The organism is Flavobacterium cupreum, assembly GCF_003996965.1.
Classification (GTDB): domain Bacteria; phylum Bacteroidota; class Bacteroidia; order Flavobacteriales; family Flavobacteriaceae; genus Flavobacterium; species Flavobacterium cupreum.
Genome location: NZ_QWDM01000023.1, coordinates 20,514 through 39,179, shown reverse-complemented (window position 1 = coordinate 39,179; position 18,666 = coordinate 20,514). Strand labels below are relative to the sequence as shown.

At 34.4% G+C, this 18,666-nt stretch carries 9 protein-coding genes; 5 read left to right on the top strand and 4 right to left on the bottom strand.

From position 1 onward, the window contains the following. Nucleotides 1–25: 25 nt before the first annotated feature. The 3 genes from D0817_RS23375 to D0817_RS23365 form a co-directional block, all read right to left on the bottom strand. Nucleotides 26–220 carry a hypothetical protein gene (locus D0817_RS23375; RefSeq protein ID WP_127340762.1) on the bottom strand — a complete coding sequence of 65 codons (195 nt, stop codon included), beginning with the start codon at nucleotides 218–220 and terminating at the stop codon, nucleotides 26–28. A gap of 133 nt (nucleotides 221–353) precedes the next feature. Further along, a complete protein-coding gene (locus D0817_RS23370; protein WP_127340761.1) occupies nucleotides 354–605 on the bottom strand; it encodes a hypothetical protein in 252 nt (83 codons plus the stop codon). Between the two features lie 541 nt (nucleotides 606–1,146). Beyond that, nucleotides 1,147–1,407: a hypothetical protein gene (locus D0817_RS23365; protein WP_127340760.1), complete on the bottom strand. Its 261-nt coding sequence runs from the start codon at nucleotides 1,405–1,407 to the stop codon at nucleotides 1,147–1,149. 576 nt (nucleotides 1,408–1,983) lie between these two features. Between D0817_RS23365 and D0817_RS23360 the strand changes: the two genes are divergently transcribed. Next, the gene (locus D0817_RS23360) at nucleotides 1,984–2,352 is read left to right on the top strand and encodes a hypothetical protein (protein WP_127340759.1); all 369 of its coding nucleotides are present in this window, start codon (nucleotides 1,984–1,986) and stop codon (nucleotides 2,350–2,352) included. 727 nt (nucleotides 2,353–3,079) lie between these two features. Here the strand turns inward: D0817_RS23360 and D0817_RS26040 are convergent. Beyond that, nucleotides 3,080–3,256 (bottom strand): hypothetical protein, encoded by a 177-nt coding sequence (locus D0817_RS26040; protein WP_167470969.1) that lies wholly within the window; start codon nucleotides 3,254–3,256, stop codon nucleotides 3,080–3,082. 1,082 nt (nucleotides 3,257–4,338) lie between these two features. Between D0817_RS26040 and D0817_RS23355 the strand changes: the two genes are divergently transcribed. The 4 genes from D0817_RS23355 to D0817_RS23340 are packed head-to-tail and all read left to right on the top strand — an operon-like array spanning nucleotide 4,339 to nucleotide 18,632. Further along, on the top strand, nucleotides 4,339–4,734 hold the full coding sequence (locus D0817_RS23355) for an OmpH family outer membrane protein (protein WP_161568459.1): 396 nt from the start codon (nucleotides 4,339–4,341) through the stop codon (nucleotides 4,732–4,734). Then, nucleotides 4,718–5,320 carry a hypothetical protein gene (locus D0817_RS23350; RefSeq protein ID WP_127340757.1) on the top strand — a complete coding sequence of 201 codons (603 nt, stop codon included), beginning with the start codon at nucleotides 4,718–4,720 and terminating at the stop codon, nucleotides 5,318–5,320. The genes D0817_RS23355 and D0817_RS23350 overlap by 17 nt, the downstream gene beginning before the upstream one ends. Continuing rightward, nucleotides 5,317–10,932 carry a hypothetical protein gene (locus tag D0817_RS23345; protein ID WP_127340756.1) on the top strand — a complete coding sequence of 1,872 codons (5,616 nt, stop codon included), beginning with the start codon at nucleotides 5,317–5,319 and terminating at the stop codon, nucleotides 10,930–10,932. The genes D0817_RS23350 and D0817_RS23345 overlap by 4 nt, the downstream gene beginning before the upstream one ends. A gap of 11 nt (nucleotides 10,933–10,943) precedes the next feature. Continuing rightward, a complete protein-coding gene (locus D0817_RS23340) occupies nucleotides 10,944–18,632 on the top strand; it encodes a PKD domain-containing protein (RefSeq protein WP_127340755.1) in 7,689 nt (2,562 codons plus the stop codon). Nucleotides 18,633–18,666: the final 34 nt, after the last annotated feature.

Genomic DNA, 18,666 nt, shown 5'->3' with positions numbered 1-18,666 from the left:
TAGTTGTAATTATTTACCGGAATCATTATAAAATGATAGGTTCTATTACTTCTTTTTCCTTAATAATAGCAGCATGACAGATTTCTAATATTTTGTCGTAAAGGCTGTCTAATTCTGTTTTTTGGTGAGGTGTAAAAACCGTTGCAAGGGGCATAATTTCCCTTTGCAACTCTAGTCTTTGTGTATAGGCGATTAGTTCTACTGTTTTGAAAAGTGCCATGATTAAAGGTTTATTAGAATTAATATTATAACAATCACTATATTAATAATGATAAGTGCAACAATTGAAAGTTTTACAATCCGAAGCGTTTTGCTTAAATTTCTATACTCTTTTCGAAAGCTGTCTTTTTCCATTAGAGTAAGGTTTGAAGTTTTTTAGCAGTTTTTTCATTACGCTTTTTAACAGCGGTTACGAGGTTCACGATTTGCAATTCGACAATATCATTTTTTTGAATTCCTGATACTATTTTTTGAATTGATGCACTGGAAAAAGGATTGCCATTTGAATTGCAAATTTTCTTTTTATTCAGGTATTCAATAATTTTAGGAGAGTACTGTTTACCCAATACTGCAATTATTGTGTCTTTTTGGTTCTCGTTTATCATGATGGTATTTCAAATTGAATTTGATAATTAAATTTTTCGTGTAACTCTCTTAAAGCTTTATTTGTCATATCGTCCGAATCAGGTACATAAATTATTTTCTGACGAACCTGAAAGCGATAAAGACGCTTTATTTTACGATGTAATCTGTACCGCCTGTTTGTCTTTTTGTTGTCTGTATCCATGATTAATATTATTTGACTTTTTAAAAAATTGTAGACTTTTTACGCTCAGATCCTCAGCTGCAGGTTTTCCAGGTTCGCAAAAAAATCTACTTTTTGAAAAAGAAACCCTTATATTCGTTTTGATTGGTGTTAAGCAAATCAATCTTAACACCATGAATGAACATGGAAATACAAATACCAGTTTGTGTGAATGTTAAGAATGTTACAGTTTTGCCGATAGTAAAACGGTCAGTAGAATATCGATTGGGTGAAGCTTTTGCCAAACTCTTTATTTATCTAGTGACCACGTAACAAAACTAGGCGGGGCAATGCTCCGCCTTTGTTTTATAAGGGTTTCAGTATTTCAATGAACTATTTAATTATTTTTTAAACAAATTTTCCATTTGCTCATCTGATAGTGGTTTTTCTCTAATCTCCCAAATTTGTGTGTTCCAGAAAAAACCCTCTTTAATAGTGAGTTTGAAAAATTTTATTTTCAATCTAAACTCCTTTTCGTCAGTATTGATTTTATTAATATCTGGTTGATCTTCCGGGCACAGAATTATTTCTTTATTTTTTATAAATTGAGCTAATGGTAAAAGACCGCCTGCGATTAAAAACTGTAGTACTTTGTTATCCATGATTTATAAATTAATTACGTTATAAAAATTGTAGACTTTTTGCACTCAGATCCGTTCCAGGAATTTGCACCGGTTATCAAAAAAATCTACTTTTTGAAAAAAGAAACCCTTGCATTCGCTAAACGCTGCAATAAAGCTTGCGTACTTACACTCTTATTTTATGAAAAACGAACCCATCCAAATGACAGTTTGGAAAGGCAATGCTGTTGTGAATTTCAAGTTTAACGAACCTAACGCCTTACTTTTAAGTATTGCAGTCGGGCTAATCGCTTACGCTTGTTTAAGTACAAAAAGCATTGCTTAGCGAAATTTGAGGGAGGTAAAACTCCCTCTTTTTTAAGGGTCTCAATATTTCAATGAACTATACCAATTTTGCTAAAACATGGCACTTGTTTTGCATTACGTATTCTTAATGAATGCAACAAAAATTGCAATCATATTGCAACCCAATTTTTTGTATATTGCAGGTTGCTTTTGATCTGTTTTTAAGTGGTTTTCAATCCGCTTTCGGGAACCAAAAGTACAAACTATTTTCTAATAAACAAGTTATTTTCTAATAAATACATATTTTTTTCTATGTCAGAAGATTTTATAAGTGAAAGAATTAAACAAATCATTGAACACATGGGGGTTTCCGTAATGTTTTTTGAAAAACAAATTGATACTTCTAATAACTCAATAGGGAGTGGTGTGAGAAAAAAATCTAATTTCAGTGGTGAAATATTAAAGAAAATTCTAAATAAATATCCGGGTATTTCAGCAAAATGGTTGATTACAGGAAAAGGTGAAATGTTTGTAAATCCAGAAGAAAATAAAGAAAAACTATCCGAGAAGGATAATAAATATATTTTGTCGCTTGAAAAAAATGTTGAGTTACTGGAAGAAAAATTGCAACAATGCCAAGACGAAAAAAAGTTACTTAAGAATAATAAATCTAACGTATAACTTGAATTGATAGATTATCAAAAACATATCCATTTTCCCGATAAGGCCAAAATTAAATTTTGGCTTATTTTTTTGCCTTTTTCAAATGTTTATATTTTTTTTGTAAACAAAAAAATATGTAAACAAATTTATAAACAGGGTTAAAGCCTTGAATTTGTTGCTTATTTTACAATTGTTTATAATGTTTATATTTTTTTTATAAAAGAAAGAAGATAGGATATAAAGGAAAAAAGGGAAAGAGCGAAAAATCGGGAAGTTATGAGGAAAAAAGGGGGCGGGGGTAAAAAAACCACCGTATGAGTGCGGACAGACAATGTGCTGAACGATCTTTTTTCCAAGCTATTAAAATAGAGCTTTCGAATAATTACCGTCCGAGGGTGTAAAATAGGAACGTTGAATAATTACAGTACAAGGGTGTTGAATAAGGGGTAAGATAAAATAAAGAGGGCTTATTGTTCCTTTGTTTGCTGATCGCAAACCAACTCACAAAAAGCCCTCTTTATTTTATCTTACAAGTTTTTTATACAACCGCTTCGCTATTGACTTGGTGTCAAATTCGTGTCAAATTATTAATTTATATATGTTTATTGCAACGCAAATAGTGGGTTAAGCAATTATTTTTTGTGTCATTTTACGGAAAAAGTATCCGGTATTCTCCACATCATTTAAAAACCCTTGTAAAACTAGCTTTCACAAGGGTTTTCTTTTTTCTTCCTAATATTAGAAACTATCGTTCATTTGCCGTATTATCTACATCCGGCTCCTCTTCTTCGTTTTTCTTAAAGTCGTTATTTAAGAATGCAGTCAACTTCTTTTTTTCCTTTTGGTTTTTTCTAATCATAAATAAGATTAAAACAATTAAAACGGCAGCTACAATTCCTATTATTGTCCAATTGATTTCCATAACTTTAATTTTAGATTAAAGATAAAGTATTCTCTGTTGGCGCATATTATGATAAGGTTAAGACTATGCCTAACACCAGACTCCAATTTTTGTTATCAGACATGCCACCTTTTCATCCTATGCTACTATCCCTGAAAAATTAAAAGTTAATTTTAAAATTGTACTTATTTAAATTAACAGGCTTTTTACTCCAAAACTGTTTATTGTGTAATATGTACACTATTTATAAATCAAAATTTACACTATAATTGATAAATTTAACCTAAAATTGACAATTTATTAAAACTTCTATTTGTACTTTTGCAAAAAAATTGGGAGGCATTCGTAATTTATTTTAATTCTTCCTTATTCATTTAAGTAAACATAAAATTGTATCCAACTAAAAACATAACTGAAGTATAACGCAAAACAATCCGGAGATCTTCAAAATAATAAAATAGTATCTGTTTTCTGAATTTAAGTATCATTTTTAAATATTTCTGAATTAGTACCCTGAAATTAAAGCATACCACATTCAAATATAAAACAAGTACCAAAAGCCATAATCAATATGATTGTGGCTTTTTTTATTTAAGCTCATTTCCATAGAGATTCTTCAGTATAAGCAAAAGATAGGTTAAGGCCGTTATTCTACTATTTTCTTCTATTTACTAAAAATGCAATCCAACTGACTTTCAATTTTCACAATCTTACAAGAATAATTTACGGCGAAATTTCCAGGCAACGTCGATCCAAAATATTTATTGTGTAAGACATCCGCAACGCAACATATTCATTATTATTGCATTACAAAAAAACGCGTAAGTAAAGCATTACAATATAATGCCATTTTTTATTAATTTGTTGAATTAAACACAATAAATCTCACAAGAAACTTGAAATATTTCATGATTTAACAAAAATAAAATGAGAATTTTCTTTGTTAAGAAAAATAAAATTATATTTTTACCGAAAAATTAACAAGTCTTTCCGTGATAAAAAATAAAAGCCGTTTGTTGCTCATTTTCAATTATTTACTAATTTTCTCACTAATATTTTATATTATAGTTAGTTCATTTATTTCTAAAACAAAAATTGTTTATGTGAACAACAGCGAATTATTTGATGGCTTTGTAATGACCACTGAATTGAAACGCGTTGGGGAAAAAGAATTTATAACCCGAAAAACAGCACTTGATAATTTATATTCTAAAATACAATCACAATCTATTTCTGCATCGCAAAAAGAAGCTTTAATGGCTGAGTTTATTAAAGGAAAAGAAGAACTTCAACAGTTCAACCAGGCCTTTGCATCAAATGAATCTGCCAAAATCTGGTCGAGAATACACAGTTACACAGAAGATTTCTGCAAAGAGAATAATTACCAGTTAATCTTAGGGTCGGAAAACAAAACGAATGTTTTATACGCGGACGAAAAACTCACTGTAACCAAAGAATTACTTACCTACATAAACAAGAGATATGAAGGACTTAAATAAGTTGTTTTGTATCCTTTTCGTTTTTTTATGTATTTCCTGTAAAAAAGAGACTAAGGAAGATACGCGAAATTCAGAAATCCGCGATCGCTATTTTAACTTAGAAAAAATAGGATGGAAATCCCGTGCCTACACCCAAAAGGTCGACGACATTGGTTTTATCGCAACCGAAGTACCTATTCAGTATTATCTTCTAAAAGATCTGGGAACCGAAAACCTGATTCCGGTAGACTCCCTGTATGAAGCAAACAAAAGAGAGCGTATTATAGAATTCACTTTTCAGCAGGACGAAGAGAAAGATTTACTTGAAAAAGAATTTACCGGTATTAGCTACACCGATGCGGTAAAATATATGTCTTTCGGACTTGACAAAGATTTTTACGTCGTGACTTCAAAAAAAGATACCATTGCCTGTTCGGGGGTTACTTACGAACGCAATTATAAAATAGCGCCTTATCAAAAAGTTTTACTGTTTTTTTCCGGGATTGATCCCAACGAAAAAATACAGCTGATCTACGAAGATTATCTTTTTAGAAAAGGAACATTAAAATTTCAATTTAAAGACACCTATACTCAAATAGCCTTATGATTCAGCCAAAAATTAATAAGTTTAAAAAAACTCTTGCTATTTATTTAGCAATGATGATTCTTTTGGAAACAATTCAACCGATGCAGATTTATGCATTGACCGGAGGTCCTTCACAACCGGAATTTGAGTCCTTTACTCCTATTGGAACTTCAGATATGGTTGATTTGTCAAGCGGGGACTTCAATTACAACATTCCTATTATGGATGTTGGTGGATATCCGATCAACTTAGCCTATAATTCAGGTGTAAGCATGGACCAGGAAGCATCGTGGGTAGGCTTAGGCTGGGATCTGAACGTTGGACAGATTTCAAGACAGTTACGTGGCCTTCCGGATGATTTTAACGGGGATGAAATGACTTATGAGAACAGCATGAAACCCAATGTAACAGTAGGTTCTAACTTTAATGTTTTTGTTGCCGGCTTTGGTGTTAGTGAAGCCAGGGCAAGCGTCGGAATGGCTATTAAATATAATAATTATGACGGATTCGGGGCTACTGCCAGTGGTGGTATGAGTGTTCAGATTGCCGATAACTTAAGAGTCGGAATGGATTTGCAATCTTCTGCCTCTGAAGGCGTTTCTGCATCTCCGACCATTACTCTGGATAATAAAAACAAAAATAGCACAACCCAAGATAACGTTTTAACAGGGAGCCTTGGTGTTACTTACAACAGCAGAAAAGGTATTGAAGGTTTTACTATGTCAGCTTCCCGATCACGAAAAGATGATAAGCAGCGCAAAATAATGGGTGGTGAACATAAGGGTGAAATGATCAATGGTACTCCATCATTTGGCGCCGGAGGTGCTATCTCTTTTATTGATGCCTCATACACTCCAACAAAAAGAGTGGGTATGGTTTCAACCAATTTTATGTTTAACTTAAATATAGAAGGAGAAATCTGGGGTGTCGAGCCCGGAATGAAATTTACGGGATACAGAACCAGTCAGGGAATCAAGAATTCCGAAAAATACAAAATAGAAAAAGCATACGGCTACGAGAATACCTATAATGCTGCCACTTCGGACATTTTAGATTTTAACAGAGAAAAAGACCGGACTTTTAATAAAAATACGACTTCATTACCGATTACCAGTAATACCTATGACATCTACAATATTCAGGGACAGGGAATATCCGGAATGTACCGTCCTTACAAATCACAGGTAGGTTATGTATATGATAATGAAACCAATGACGATACTGCCGGAGGAAACCTGGGATTGGAATTCGGTGCAGGTGGTGGTGTTCACTGGGGTTTTGATGCTACGGCTACAATAGGTAAAAGCAGTTCAGCAGTATGGAAAACATTAAATCCTGCTTTGGGCAGATTTAAAGAGAAAAAAGATGGCAACAGACCCGATTACGAAAAAGTATTTTTCAAAAATATTGGCGGGGCACATGTAGACAAAGAGTTAGATTTATTCAGCACCCAAATGGGAGGTTATGATGCTGTAAAATTTGGGTTAGAAGGTGGTAAATTTTCAAGACGTACTAATGTTAACTATTCAAAAAACAGCGGGACGATTGCCAACACCGGAATTCTTAAAAGAGAATCCTCCCGTTTGTCCAGAAATCAGTCAATACAAAAATTAACCAAACTGGAAGCCAAAAGATTTGGTTCAAAACTTCAGGCAAACGAATATGCCAGAGATCATCATACGGCCGAAGTAAGAATTACCAAAGAAGGCGGTGAGCGTTACATCTACGGCAAAACAGCTTATAACGTCATTAAAAAAGAAGTAACCTTTGATGTTAGTAACAAGAGTAACCCTAACGAAAAAGTTAAATTTGATAAAGGTCTGGTAGAATACAATCCGGGCGTTGATAATTCTGCCAAAAACAACAAAGACGGAGACCAGTACTTCAACAGGGTAACTACTCCTGCTTATGCACATTCCTACTTATTAACTTCAGTACTGTCACCGGACTATCAGGATTTAAAAAATGACGGCCCGACAGATGATGATTTAGGAAACTATACCAAATTTGAATACGAAAACAAAACTCCTGATAAAGACAATTTATACAAATGGAGAATTCCGTTCCTGAAAAATCACGCCAATTACGACGAAGGTTTGCGTTCCAGCAGGAAAGACAACAAGGGAAATTATCAGTACGGGGAAAAAGAACTGATCTACATTAAAAAAATTGTAACCAAAACCCACGTGGCTATTTTTCACCTTTCCGTGAGAAACGATGGTTATGGCGTTGAGGGAGAAAATGGTGGCCTGAGCGATAAATCTAAAATGTACAAATTAGATAAAATCTCACTATACTCCAAACCGGAATATTTAGCTTCTGGAGACGAAGCTACTCCAATAAAGGAAGCCAACTTTGAATACAACTACAGTTTGTGTCCGGGTATTGACAACAGTATTACCAAAGAAGGGAAACTAACCTTAAGCAAAGTTTATTTTACCTATAAAAATTCTAATATGGGTAAATTCACTCCGTATGTGTTTACCTATGGTTTTAACCCTGCATACGATATGAAAGCGTATGACGTATGGGGGAATTACAAACTTCCACAAGACAAACTGGGTCCTGATACAACATCTAATCTTTCTAATGCCGAGTATCCGTTTGTAGATCAAAGCAACAGAGCGACTGCAGACGAATACGCTGCAGCCTGGCTTTTAAAATCGATTCACCTGCCATCCGGTGGTGAAATGGAATTAAAATACGAGTCAGATGATTACAGCTCGGTACAAAACAAAGACGTCATGCAAATGTTTAAAGTGGTAGGAAGCGGTCCTAAAACAGGACTGACTGCATCGAACATTTCTAACATAATCGAAAAGAGAAATCTTGGCGAATATATTTATGTGGAGTTAGATCATAAAATAGATGATAAACTGGCTATCAATGATCCGAAAATTGCAAAGATTTTTTACGATAAATATATACGAAATCTCGGAGAGGCTTCTAATCCCCTTTATTTCAGGTTCCTGTTAAACATGGCCAATCCCACTCCAATACCAGGAATTGACGGGAGTGATAAGTACGATTATGTAACGGGATATGTCAATATTTCTAAAAAATCAGCCGATACCGATTATGGTTTTCTGGAAGTAAACGGAAAACAATACGTAGCCATTCCTGTGGATTATGTTGGAAAAGGAGACGGTTTTAATGCAAAATCGGAAGTAAACCCAATTACAAAAGCAGGGTGGAATTTTGGAAGACAAAATTTAAACCGATTGGTGTACAGCATGACTAATGAAGAAGACACCACCGACCTGAAAGGTATCGTAATGGAACTTATCGGCTGGATCCCAACCCTTCTTGACATTTTTAAAAGTCCAAATGCAAAACTGGAACAAAACGGTATTGCATCGAAATTTGTAACCGACAAATCATGGATCCGTTTATTTCAGCCGGAATCGAGAAAAATTGGTGGCGGCAGCAGGGTACATGACATCAGGATCAATGACCAGTGGAATGTCATGACTAATAATCCAACCAAAGAGATTTACCAGCAATCGTATGGTCAGATCTATTCTTATGATGCTGAAAACGGAAAATCTTCAGGAGTGGCAACTTACGAACCGTTGGGTTGTAAAGAGAACCCATTTGTGAAGCCCTTTTACGACGAAAAGAAAAGAGAATTATTACTGGGACCTGACAGCAGCAATTATGTGGAAGAGCCTTTCGGGGAATCTTTCTTCCCTTCTCCTAAAATAACCTACAGCAGGGTAACCGTTACCAATCTTCCAAGAGATAAACAAAATGCGTCTAATGAGATTACCAGTATCGTAAAAAAACACGCTACCGGATCTGTGGTAACAGAGTTTTACACCTCTAAAGATTATCCGACCATTACGGATCGTACGACCTTATCGTCTAATTATGATAAATCATCGGCCCTGGCGAGCATTCTTAACCTGAGTGTGAAAGATCATATTACTTTGTCTCAGGGATTTGCTGTTCACACCAATGATATGGATGGTAAGATGAAAAACCAGCGTGTCTACGCAGAAGGTCAGACTGATTTTATTTCGGGCGTTGATTACAAATACAAAACCTTACCGACCAGCAAAAATCGCCGTAACAGTTTAGGAAAGCTTGACAATACGGTTCAGACTATTGATTCAAAAGGAGTGATTAGTGATAAATTAGTTGGCGTCGATTATGACGTCATCAATGACTTCAGAGAAAGCAAATCTAATACAGAAACTGCAGGTATTCATTTCAATACTGCCGGTCTTCCTTTGTTTTTAGTTTTAGTTATTGTGCCGGTTCCTTTGCCAAGTTATTCCAGACATGAAAGTTTAATAAGAACTGCAGTGACTACTAAAGTAATCCATACTACAGCACTTCTTTCAGAAAAAATAGCCTATGACCTTGGTTCAAAAGTATCGACAAAGAACCTTGCGTGGGATGCAGAAACCGGGGATTTATTACTGACTGAAACGGTCAATGAATACAATGATAAATATTTCAGTTTGAATTTTCCTGCTTACTGGGCATATGCCGGAATGAGTCAGGCCTCTAAAAATATTGGTTTGGAATGGGATATCACGGCAACAGGCGGTAAATACCAATTGAATGGAACGCATCTTGAATCTGATTATCTGATTGATGGTGACGAATTATGGTTAACGGGTTTAGCACCGGATAAAAAGACGAAAACATTAATGAAAGCCTGGGCGGTACATGTGACCGACAGTAACTTCAAACTGATTGATGATAAAGGATTGCTGATCAAACCGGAAGTAATCAATACGGCTAAGATGAAAGTAATCCGTTCCGGATACAGAAACATGCAAATGGCTTCTATGGCAAGTGTGACATCTATGACAAATCCACTATACGATTATGATGCGAATAATACCATCGTAAAAGTAAAAGGAAACATTGGTGAAAATCCGTATATGTCTACTACTGCCGTTAACAGAATCGTCAATGCGTCTGCGGTACAATACAATGACAAATGGCCTTCTCAGTGTGAATGTGATTTACCAAAAATGACCTTTGCCACTAATGGTGAAATGACCTTTGAATACGAGAAAGAAAACAATACGGCTGAGGAAGATGATATCTTAAAAAGATCATTCAACCCTTACCTGTACAATATTCTAGGAAACTGGAGAGCCAATAAATCGTATGCGTACCTAACCGGTAGAAATTACACCATCGATCCGACTCCGCGTAAAACAGGATTCTTCAATGATTTCTTCCCGTTCTATGTATTTGATACAACTAAAAATACCTGGGGAAAAACGGCTGCCAACTATGACCGATGGACTTTTGCATCGGAAGTAACACAGTACAGCCCTGCCGGACAGGAAGTAGAAAATAAAGATGCCTTAAAACGTTATTCTTCTGCTTTGTACGGATACAACAATCGTTTCCCGGTTGCTGTAGCTTCAAACACCAAGTACACCGAACTTGCTTCTGATGGTTTTGAGGATTATGATTTATCAAACTGCGGAAATGCTTCGCACTTTGACTTCCAGGCACAACTGAAAGTAAATGATGTTTCTGTTTCCGACAAACAATCCCACACCGGAAGAAAAAGTTTAAAAATAGCACCGAGTAAAAAAGCAATTATAAAAAAACAGGTTGTTTCATGTAGTACACCTGCACCTGCTGTAACCGCTAAAAAATAATGAAGAGCCAGATGAAATTAAAATACACATTAGTTTTTACTATAATTAGTTTTTTTATTACGATAGCGGGGTTTGCTCAGCAGTATAGTGATCAGGAAATTGGGTTTAACGCTACAAGGGTTGCTACTTCATTGAAAGAACACGGAGTTAAGGATGCTGATATGAATAGTGAGGTTGCGAGAATGCGAGAAATGCATACTGCACAATATTTGCAAAATATCAAAAGCTTAGATACTTATAAGAAAGAAATTAAAAAAACGGCTAAATCTAGCATGAAAAGTGAAGAGCTAGCAACTCCTGCTGAATTAGCTCAGGATAGAGCTGCCTTAATTGCTTTGTATAATAGTACTAATGGAGCCGGCTGGGCTAATACACAGCAAGGCAAAGGTGTTTGGGCTATAAATGATCCAAATGCAGTAATAACATCCTGGAATCCTGATACAAATACAGGATGGTATGGAATTACTACTGAACCAAGCGGAAGGGTTACCGGCTTATATCTTGAAAGCAACAATCTAAATGGTACTTTGCCTTCTCAAATTGGACAGCTTAGCAAACTTTACTCTTTAACAATTAAATCTAATCTATTATCTGGCACCAATATACCTGCTGCAATTGGTCAACTACAAGATCTTTTAGTACTAGACTTAGGAAATAATAATTTATCAGGAAGCATTCCTATCGAACTAGGTCAATTATCAAAAATGGTATATTTAAGTCTTGACTTTAATGCATTTACTGGATCAATTCCAACAGAGATTTTAATGCCTAATCTTATAAGGATTAATTTAGGATATAATCAATTAAGTGGAAATATTCCACCTGAAATAGGAAACTTAATTAAAGTTGAATCCCTTACGCTAACCGGAAATAAACTAAACGGATCAATTCCGCCTCAAATAGGTAACTTGGCTAAAATTGATTGGTTGGCCTTCCCTAGTAACGAATTAACCGGAAGCATTCCTACGGAAATAGGCCAATTAATTACTGCCAGAACCCTATATTTTGATTATAATAACCTAACAGGTCCTATCCCATCGGAAATAAAGACTTTAGCTAATCTTGGCACTTTTTGGGCCTATGATAATCAACTTAGTGGCTCCATACCAGCTGAATTTGGCCTGCTAAAAAATTTATTCACTATACGACTATCCCTAAACAATTTTACGGGCTCAATACCTCCGGAAATTGGAGAAGCAACACAACTAAGACAATTCGAGGCAGGTGAAAATAAATTAACAGGCAGTATCCCAGATACCTTCAAAAATTTACCAAAATTATCTACACTTGTATTAAATGATAATAGATTAAGCGGTAAAATACCTAATCTAACTGCGTTACCTTTAAGCACTTTCCGACTTTATCGTAATGCATTCCGTTTTGTAGATTTCACAATTGAGGAGCATTCGATTTATAGAAGTAAGATGGGTTATTCAAACTATTCTTACCCCCATCAGGTTTTTGTTGATGAAGAAAAAACTATTGTCAAAAATTCTGGTGAATCGGTAACTTTTACGATGTATGAAGATGGTAGATTTACACCTAATGACACATATCAATGGTATCATTTTCATGGTAATACCACAATAGCAGTCCCTGGAGCAACATCAAGGACTCTTACCGTTGAAAATATTAAGTTTAAAGATAGTGGTGATTATTATTGTATATCTACAAATCCTTATATCACATATAAGCCGTACTGGGAATCAAATTTGTACTTGACAAAGAATACAATACACTTAAATGTTAATGTTATCTGTGAACCTCTTGTTGGAACAATAAAAACTCCTGCGGGGACTATTTCAGCAAATCAGGATATTAATATTTCTTTTGAAAATAGTGGGACAAATTTAACTTATAACTGGACATTCTATGATTTAGATAATACTACTATCTTATTAAATACAATAGATAGTTCACCTAGTCTGTATTATCCATTACCAGGAACTTATAAGATTAATCTAGTAGTAACTGATGAGAATCGATGTACTACTTCTTTTGATAGAACAATTACGATAGCTCCACAAGTTTGTCCAATAGTAACAGGAACGATAAAAACTGGGGCGAATAATTTATTGGTAAATGCTAATTCCTTATTTTATTTAGATTCACCTTCCAACTTCTCATCGTATGAATGGACATTTTATGATTTAAATAATAACATCGATGAAACGATCTACGGCAACTATAGAATAAAATCATTTAATGCACCTGGAAATTACAGAGTTCGTTTAACTGTGATTGACCAAAATAGATGTAAAACCAACATAGACAAAACGGTAACTGTTACTCAACCACAAGCTTGTCCATCTCAGGAAACCGGAACTATTTTTTCCGGAGAAAATGATACTGTTTACATTAATACTAATAATGAATTTTATTTTAATACCAATACAGATCAAGACCTTCATTATAACTGGACCATTTACAATCCCGACAATACTATCAATAATACTTTTATTGGTAACGATAATTATATATCTGGATTAAATTTTACAACTGCAGGAACGTACAAAATCATGTTAAAGATAACAGACATGTCTGGCTGTACTGCAACTTTTAGCAGGAATTTTAATGCTATATATAATTGCTACACATATGGAATGATTAAAGATCGTGATTATCCCTTCTCAAATGAAGGTTTGCAGCCTGTTGTTCCAAATACCAATTTAACCCTTTATTATAATTCATTTACTTCCGATACAGATAATAAGGAGTACTCTTGGAGCTTTTTAAGTCCAAATGGCGATATTATCAAAACAGGAAACGGGGAAAATTTTAATGTTACACCTACAACAATCGGAGATTATAAAGTACTAGTACAACTGACAGACACCGTTACAGGGTGTGTTAACAATTTTGACGCTATTTTACCATGTGTTGATGAGTGTGAAATGAGTAATTCAGAACGTGGCGGTAAAATTACTATAAATGGCGATTATGACACTTCGGAAGAGGCTATTTTTGTTGAACTTAATAAACCAATTGATTTAGGTTTAAATCGAACATATTATTCAGATACAGGTAGGCCTTTAAGTTTTGAATGGAGTTTACTTAATCCTAATGCACAGATAGTAAGTACGGGAACTGATACACTATTCCCTATTGTACTAACATCTCCTGGATTCTACAAAGTCGTTTTAAAAGTCACTGACGCTTTTAATGGATGCAGCACTGAAGTTACAAGAGCATTTGGTAATCAAATGACCAATAGTTGTACACAAACAAATGAAAGATCATCTCAGGTACATGAATTAGCCAGAGCTTTGGCAAAAAAACTTCTTCAACGTACAGCAAGTGGTGAAACTGATATTCAAATAAACAATAGTAGTTTAATAGACGAATTTATTGCTTTAAAACCCTTTATTACAAATTCTCCTAAAGACAAAATATATAATTATAAAACGACCAGAGATAGATATAATGCTATAATTAGTATGAATTTTTCATTCTCGCCAGATAGAGAATCCGATTTTTATATTTCGATCAGAGATGGTGTGTATACAAACGGCGTTACTCCTGATTATTTAAATTATTTAATTGATAAAGCAGTTTATGTAGATGTTAGCCAATATGTTTCTTCTAATGAAATATTAGCTTCATGCTGGGTTTACGACCAGAATAACAGAAGTATGGCAAAATCAGTTTTGGATCCAAAAGATTGTCGATATTCTTCTGAAATTAAAAACATAAATTTTTGTCCGCCAGCATGTAATGTAGTTACGGGAGCACTCAAACAATCAACTCAGGAAATTTTTACCAATAGAAATACTAATTTCTCTTTGGAAACTGCGGCAACAGATTTAACTTATAAATGGACATTTTATAATTTAGGAAATGAAGGAATTACTGTTTATACAACAAATAGTGTAGATAATATATATACACAACAAGGAAGTTATGATATCAAGTTAGAAGTGACCGATTCGAATGGATGTGTTACTACTTTTAACAAAACCGTAATCGCAACTGTAAATACAAATTGTAATGCACCTGTAGGAACAATAAAAACATCTACACCAGAAGTTTTTGTGGGTACAAACACTAATTTCTCTCTTGAAACTGCTGCAACTGATTTAAGTTATAAGTGGACGTTTACTCAAAATGGTGAATCTACTATTATAACCACTAAAACTGTAGACTATACATACATCGCTCCTGGCACTAATAATGTTACATTAGAGGTAATAGATTCTAATGGTTGTAAATTTACATTCCAAAAATTAGTAAACCTTAAAACAGGATCTTCTCTTTGTGACAACGTAACACAATTTGGGCGTTCATTTGTTCAGGTGGGAAGTGATAACGATTTATATAGAGCTGCAAAAATTATTGCAAATCAAAGTACAAACGTAACTTTCCCAATTCAGAGTTATGGTTCTGCATTTGATTTTGAATATAAATGGAGCTTATTAAACGAAAATGATCAATTAGTAGATTCCGGCACCAGCCTGAATTTTCCGATTATGCCTACTAGTGGAGGATTCTACAGAATAGTATTAGATCTTAAAGAAAACACAAGTGGCTGTGTTCATCAATTTTCAAGATCTATAGTTTGTCTGATACCAAACAGCTGTGCGCAAACTAATCCGCAATCTTCAGTTGTAAAAGGTTTAGTCGTTAATCTAATAAAAAACCTAATAGCGCGAGCTATGTTAGGTGAAAATGACGCTCAAATAAATTCAAGTACCGTTACAGCAGAATTTAATGCTTTAAAACCTTATATAACATCTGGCTTAAAAGATAAAATATACAATTTTACATCAACCCGAAATCTTAATGGTGAATTTACTGGTGTAGATTTTTCTTTTGCATCTGATAGAGCCTCTGACATACATATCTCAATCCCTCACAGTTTGCGCTACGAGGAAGATATGCCAATGGAAGATCTTTTGTCATTAATTGAATCTAAGATTTACATTAACCTTAACCAATACAGCTCTTCAAATCAATATTTAGTTTCATGCTATACACAACAATCTACAGGTAAAAGTTTGTTAAAACCAAATGATTGTCAATATGGATCTGAGATAAAATTTATTGATTTTTGTCCTAATGAGTGTGATCCATTGTTAGGCGTTATTAAACTAAACACTGAAAAACCTGCTTTAAATACGGTTACCAATTTCTCTCTTGAAACTGTTGCAACTGGTTTAACTTATAACTGGACTTTTTATAATGCTGATAATAGTATTAAAGAAACTCAAACAACGGCCACTGTTTCTCAAACGTATACAGTTGCCGGAACTTATAAAGTTATTTTAATTGCTACTGATGCGAATAATTGCACTACAACTTTCACGAAAACTATAACTATAACTGCTCCTTCATGTGTTGCTGCTACCGGCACAATAAAAACAGTATTACCTAATATATTTGTAGGAACAACTGCTAATTTCTTTTTTGATACAACAGCGACAAACCTAACGTATCAATGGACATTATATAGAACCGTAAATAGCAGTACAGCAACTTTTACCAGCGGTACAGCAGACATGTATTATGATGCACCTGGAAATTACAACGTTAAACTTGTAGTTACAGACGTTAACGGATGTACAAATACTTTCCGCACAACTGCTGTAGTAACTGTAAAACCGCCTTGTGTAACTGTTTCCGGAGATATAAAAACAGCAAATCCAATTATTTCCACAAATGAAAATACAACATTCTCTTTTGAAACCACTGCAAGTAATCTTCGTTATAACTGGACATTCCATAGCTTAAATAATACGCCACTTTTAACGACAACTCAAAGTAATCCAACGCTAGTATACCCTTACGCCAACGATTATAAAGTTAGTTTAACTGTAACAGACGAGAATAATTGCTTCACTACTATCGAAAAATATATCACAGTACAAGTAAAACATATCTGTGCTGAAATCGTCGGAACCATTAAAACATCAACAGAAAAAATAAAAACCAACAACAGTGCTGTTTTCTCTTTACAGACAGCAGCAACGAATATTGCTTATAAATGGATCTTTTATAACACAAACTCTGTTGAAATTGGTACCGCAACAACAAGTACGGCAGAATGGACATATACCACTCCTGGCGATTATTTAGTTGAATTAGTAATTACAGATCAATACAGCTGTATAACTAAATTGTATAAAACTGTAAAAGTTACTGAACCAGTGGAATGTACGCCTATAGTTGGTACAATAAAAATGGACACTGAAACTCCTTTTTTATATACATATGTCAATTTTACGTTCGAAACTACAGCCACCGATCTTACTTATACATGGAATGTTAAGATCCCCGAAAATGGTGGAACTTATAATTATCCACAGGGAGGCAATCCATTTCAACTTTACCTTCAATATGGAGAAGGAGAATATACAATACTGTTAGATGTTAAGGATTCTAATGATTGTATAACCCATTTTGAAAAAACATTTACACCAACATATGACTGCAGTAGAAATTCTGTAACTGGTATTATATATAATCGTACTCATTCTGAATATTATAGTCCTAATATTTTAATAAACAAGCCAAATGAATTTACATTTTGGCCTTACAGCATGTGGAACTTAAGTGATCTTACACTCAATTGGGAATTAACCAAGCTGGACGATACGCCTATAACCTCTTTTACAGGAGAAGTATTTGTTTTTACACCAACAACATCGGATAATTTAAAACTGAAATTAACAATCAAAGACCGTAATGGCTGTCCTCATTATTTTGACAGAGAGCTGGAAGTTATGGATGCCTGCGCATTTAGTGGTGAGAATCTATCCGGCTCTATTGCTTTCGAAAATGAGGACAATGCCGAGGTATCAACCCTACAAATCAATCAGACAAAAGAGTTAGGATTTCGCCCTGATCGCGAAATAACAAGATCTTATACATATAAATGGGAGATTTACAATGCCAATGATGAATTGGTAGATTCCGGAAATCAGGAAAAACATTTATTAACACTAACGACAGCTGGATTTTACAAAGTGAATGTTGCTATTGAAAATGCAGCAGGGTGTATTCTTAATTTTACTAAACCGGTTAATTGCCTGATTCAGAACTCCTGTACTAATGAAAATCCAAAATCGGAAATTGTAAAAAACATTTATCTGAATGTGTTAAAGAATCTTATCGCAAGATCTCTTACTAATGAAACAGATGAGCACATTAATGCCAGCAGAGCCACAGATGAATTTGAGGCATTAAAACCTTATATCACAAATGGTACAAAAGATAAGATCTATAATTATACTACTGCACGAGATGAACAGGGAAGATTAATTAGTGTTAGATTCTCATTCTCACCAGACAGGAACTATGATGTCCAGATCTTACTGAAAAAAGGATTATGGAATTTCGATTCGGATTATGATGGTACATTAACGCAATTTTCTGCGAATATTGCAGCTGAAATTTACATGGACTTAAGTCAGTATACTTCTTCAGATAATTATTTGATTTCGTGTTATGTTCAGAATGCCCAGCAAAGTTCTGTTCCAAACCCGGAGAATCCACCAACCGTTCAAAGAGCACAAAAAACAAAAAAGCTAAGTAAGATATCCTTAAATACAACTGACTGCTATAAAGAATCAGAAATCCGATACATCGATTTTTGTCCTGCCCAAGCATGTAAACCAACTATTGGAGTTATTCAAAGTGGCTTTGGTTTAGCAAATCCATCCCGACCAGATAAGAATTCAAAAAAATCAGGTTCGAAACTATAACTCATTTAAGATAAAAACATGCTGGTGTCTATGA

Coding starts and splice junctions, on each gene's coding strand:
- D0817_RS23375 (WP_127340762.1), bottom strand. CDS start 220: ATGGCACTTTTCAAAACAGTAGAACTAATCGCCTATACACAAAGACTA.
- D0817_RS23370 (WP_127340761.1), bottom strand. CDS start 605: ATGATAAACGAGAACCAAAAAGACACAATAATTGCAGTATTGGGTAAA.
- D0817_RS23365 (WP_127340760.1), bottom strand. CDS start 1,407: ATGGATAACAAAGTACTACAGTTTTTAATCGCAGGCGGTCTTTTACCA.
- D0817_RS23360 (WP_127340759.1), top strand. CDS start 1,984: ATGTCAGAAGATTTTATAAGTGAAAGAATTAAACAAATCATTGAACAC.
- D0817_RS26040 (WP_167470969.1), bottom strand. CDS start 3,256: ATGGAAATCAATTGGACAATAATAGGAATTGTAGCTGCCGTTTTAATT.
- D0817_RS23350 (WP_127340757.1), top strand. CDS start 4,718: ATGAAGGACTTAAATAAGTTGTTTTGTATCCTTTTCGTTTTTTTATGT.
- D0817_RS23345 (WP_127340756.1), top strand. CDS start 5,317: ATGATTCAGCCAAAAATTAATAAGTTTAAAAAAACTCTTGCTATTTAT.
- D0817_RS23340 (WP_127340755.1), top strand. CDS start 10,944: ATGAAATTAAAATACACATTAGTTTTTACTATAATTAGTTTTTTTATT.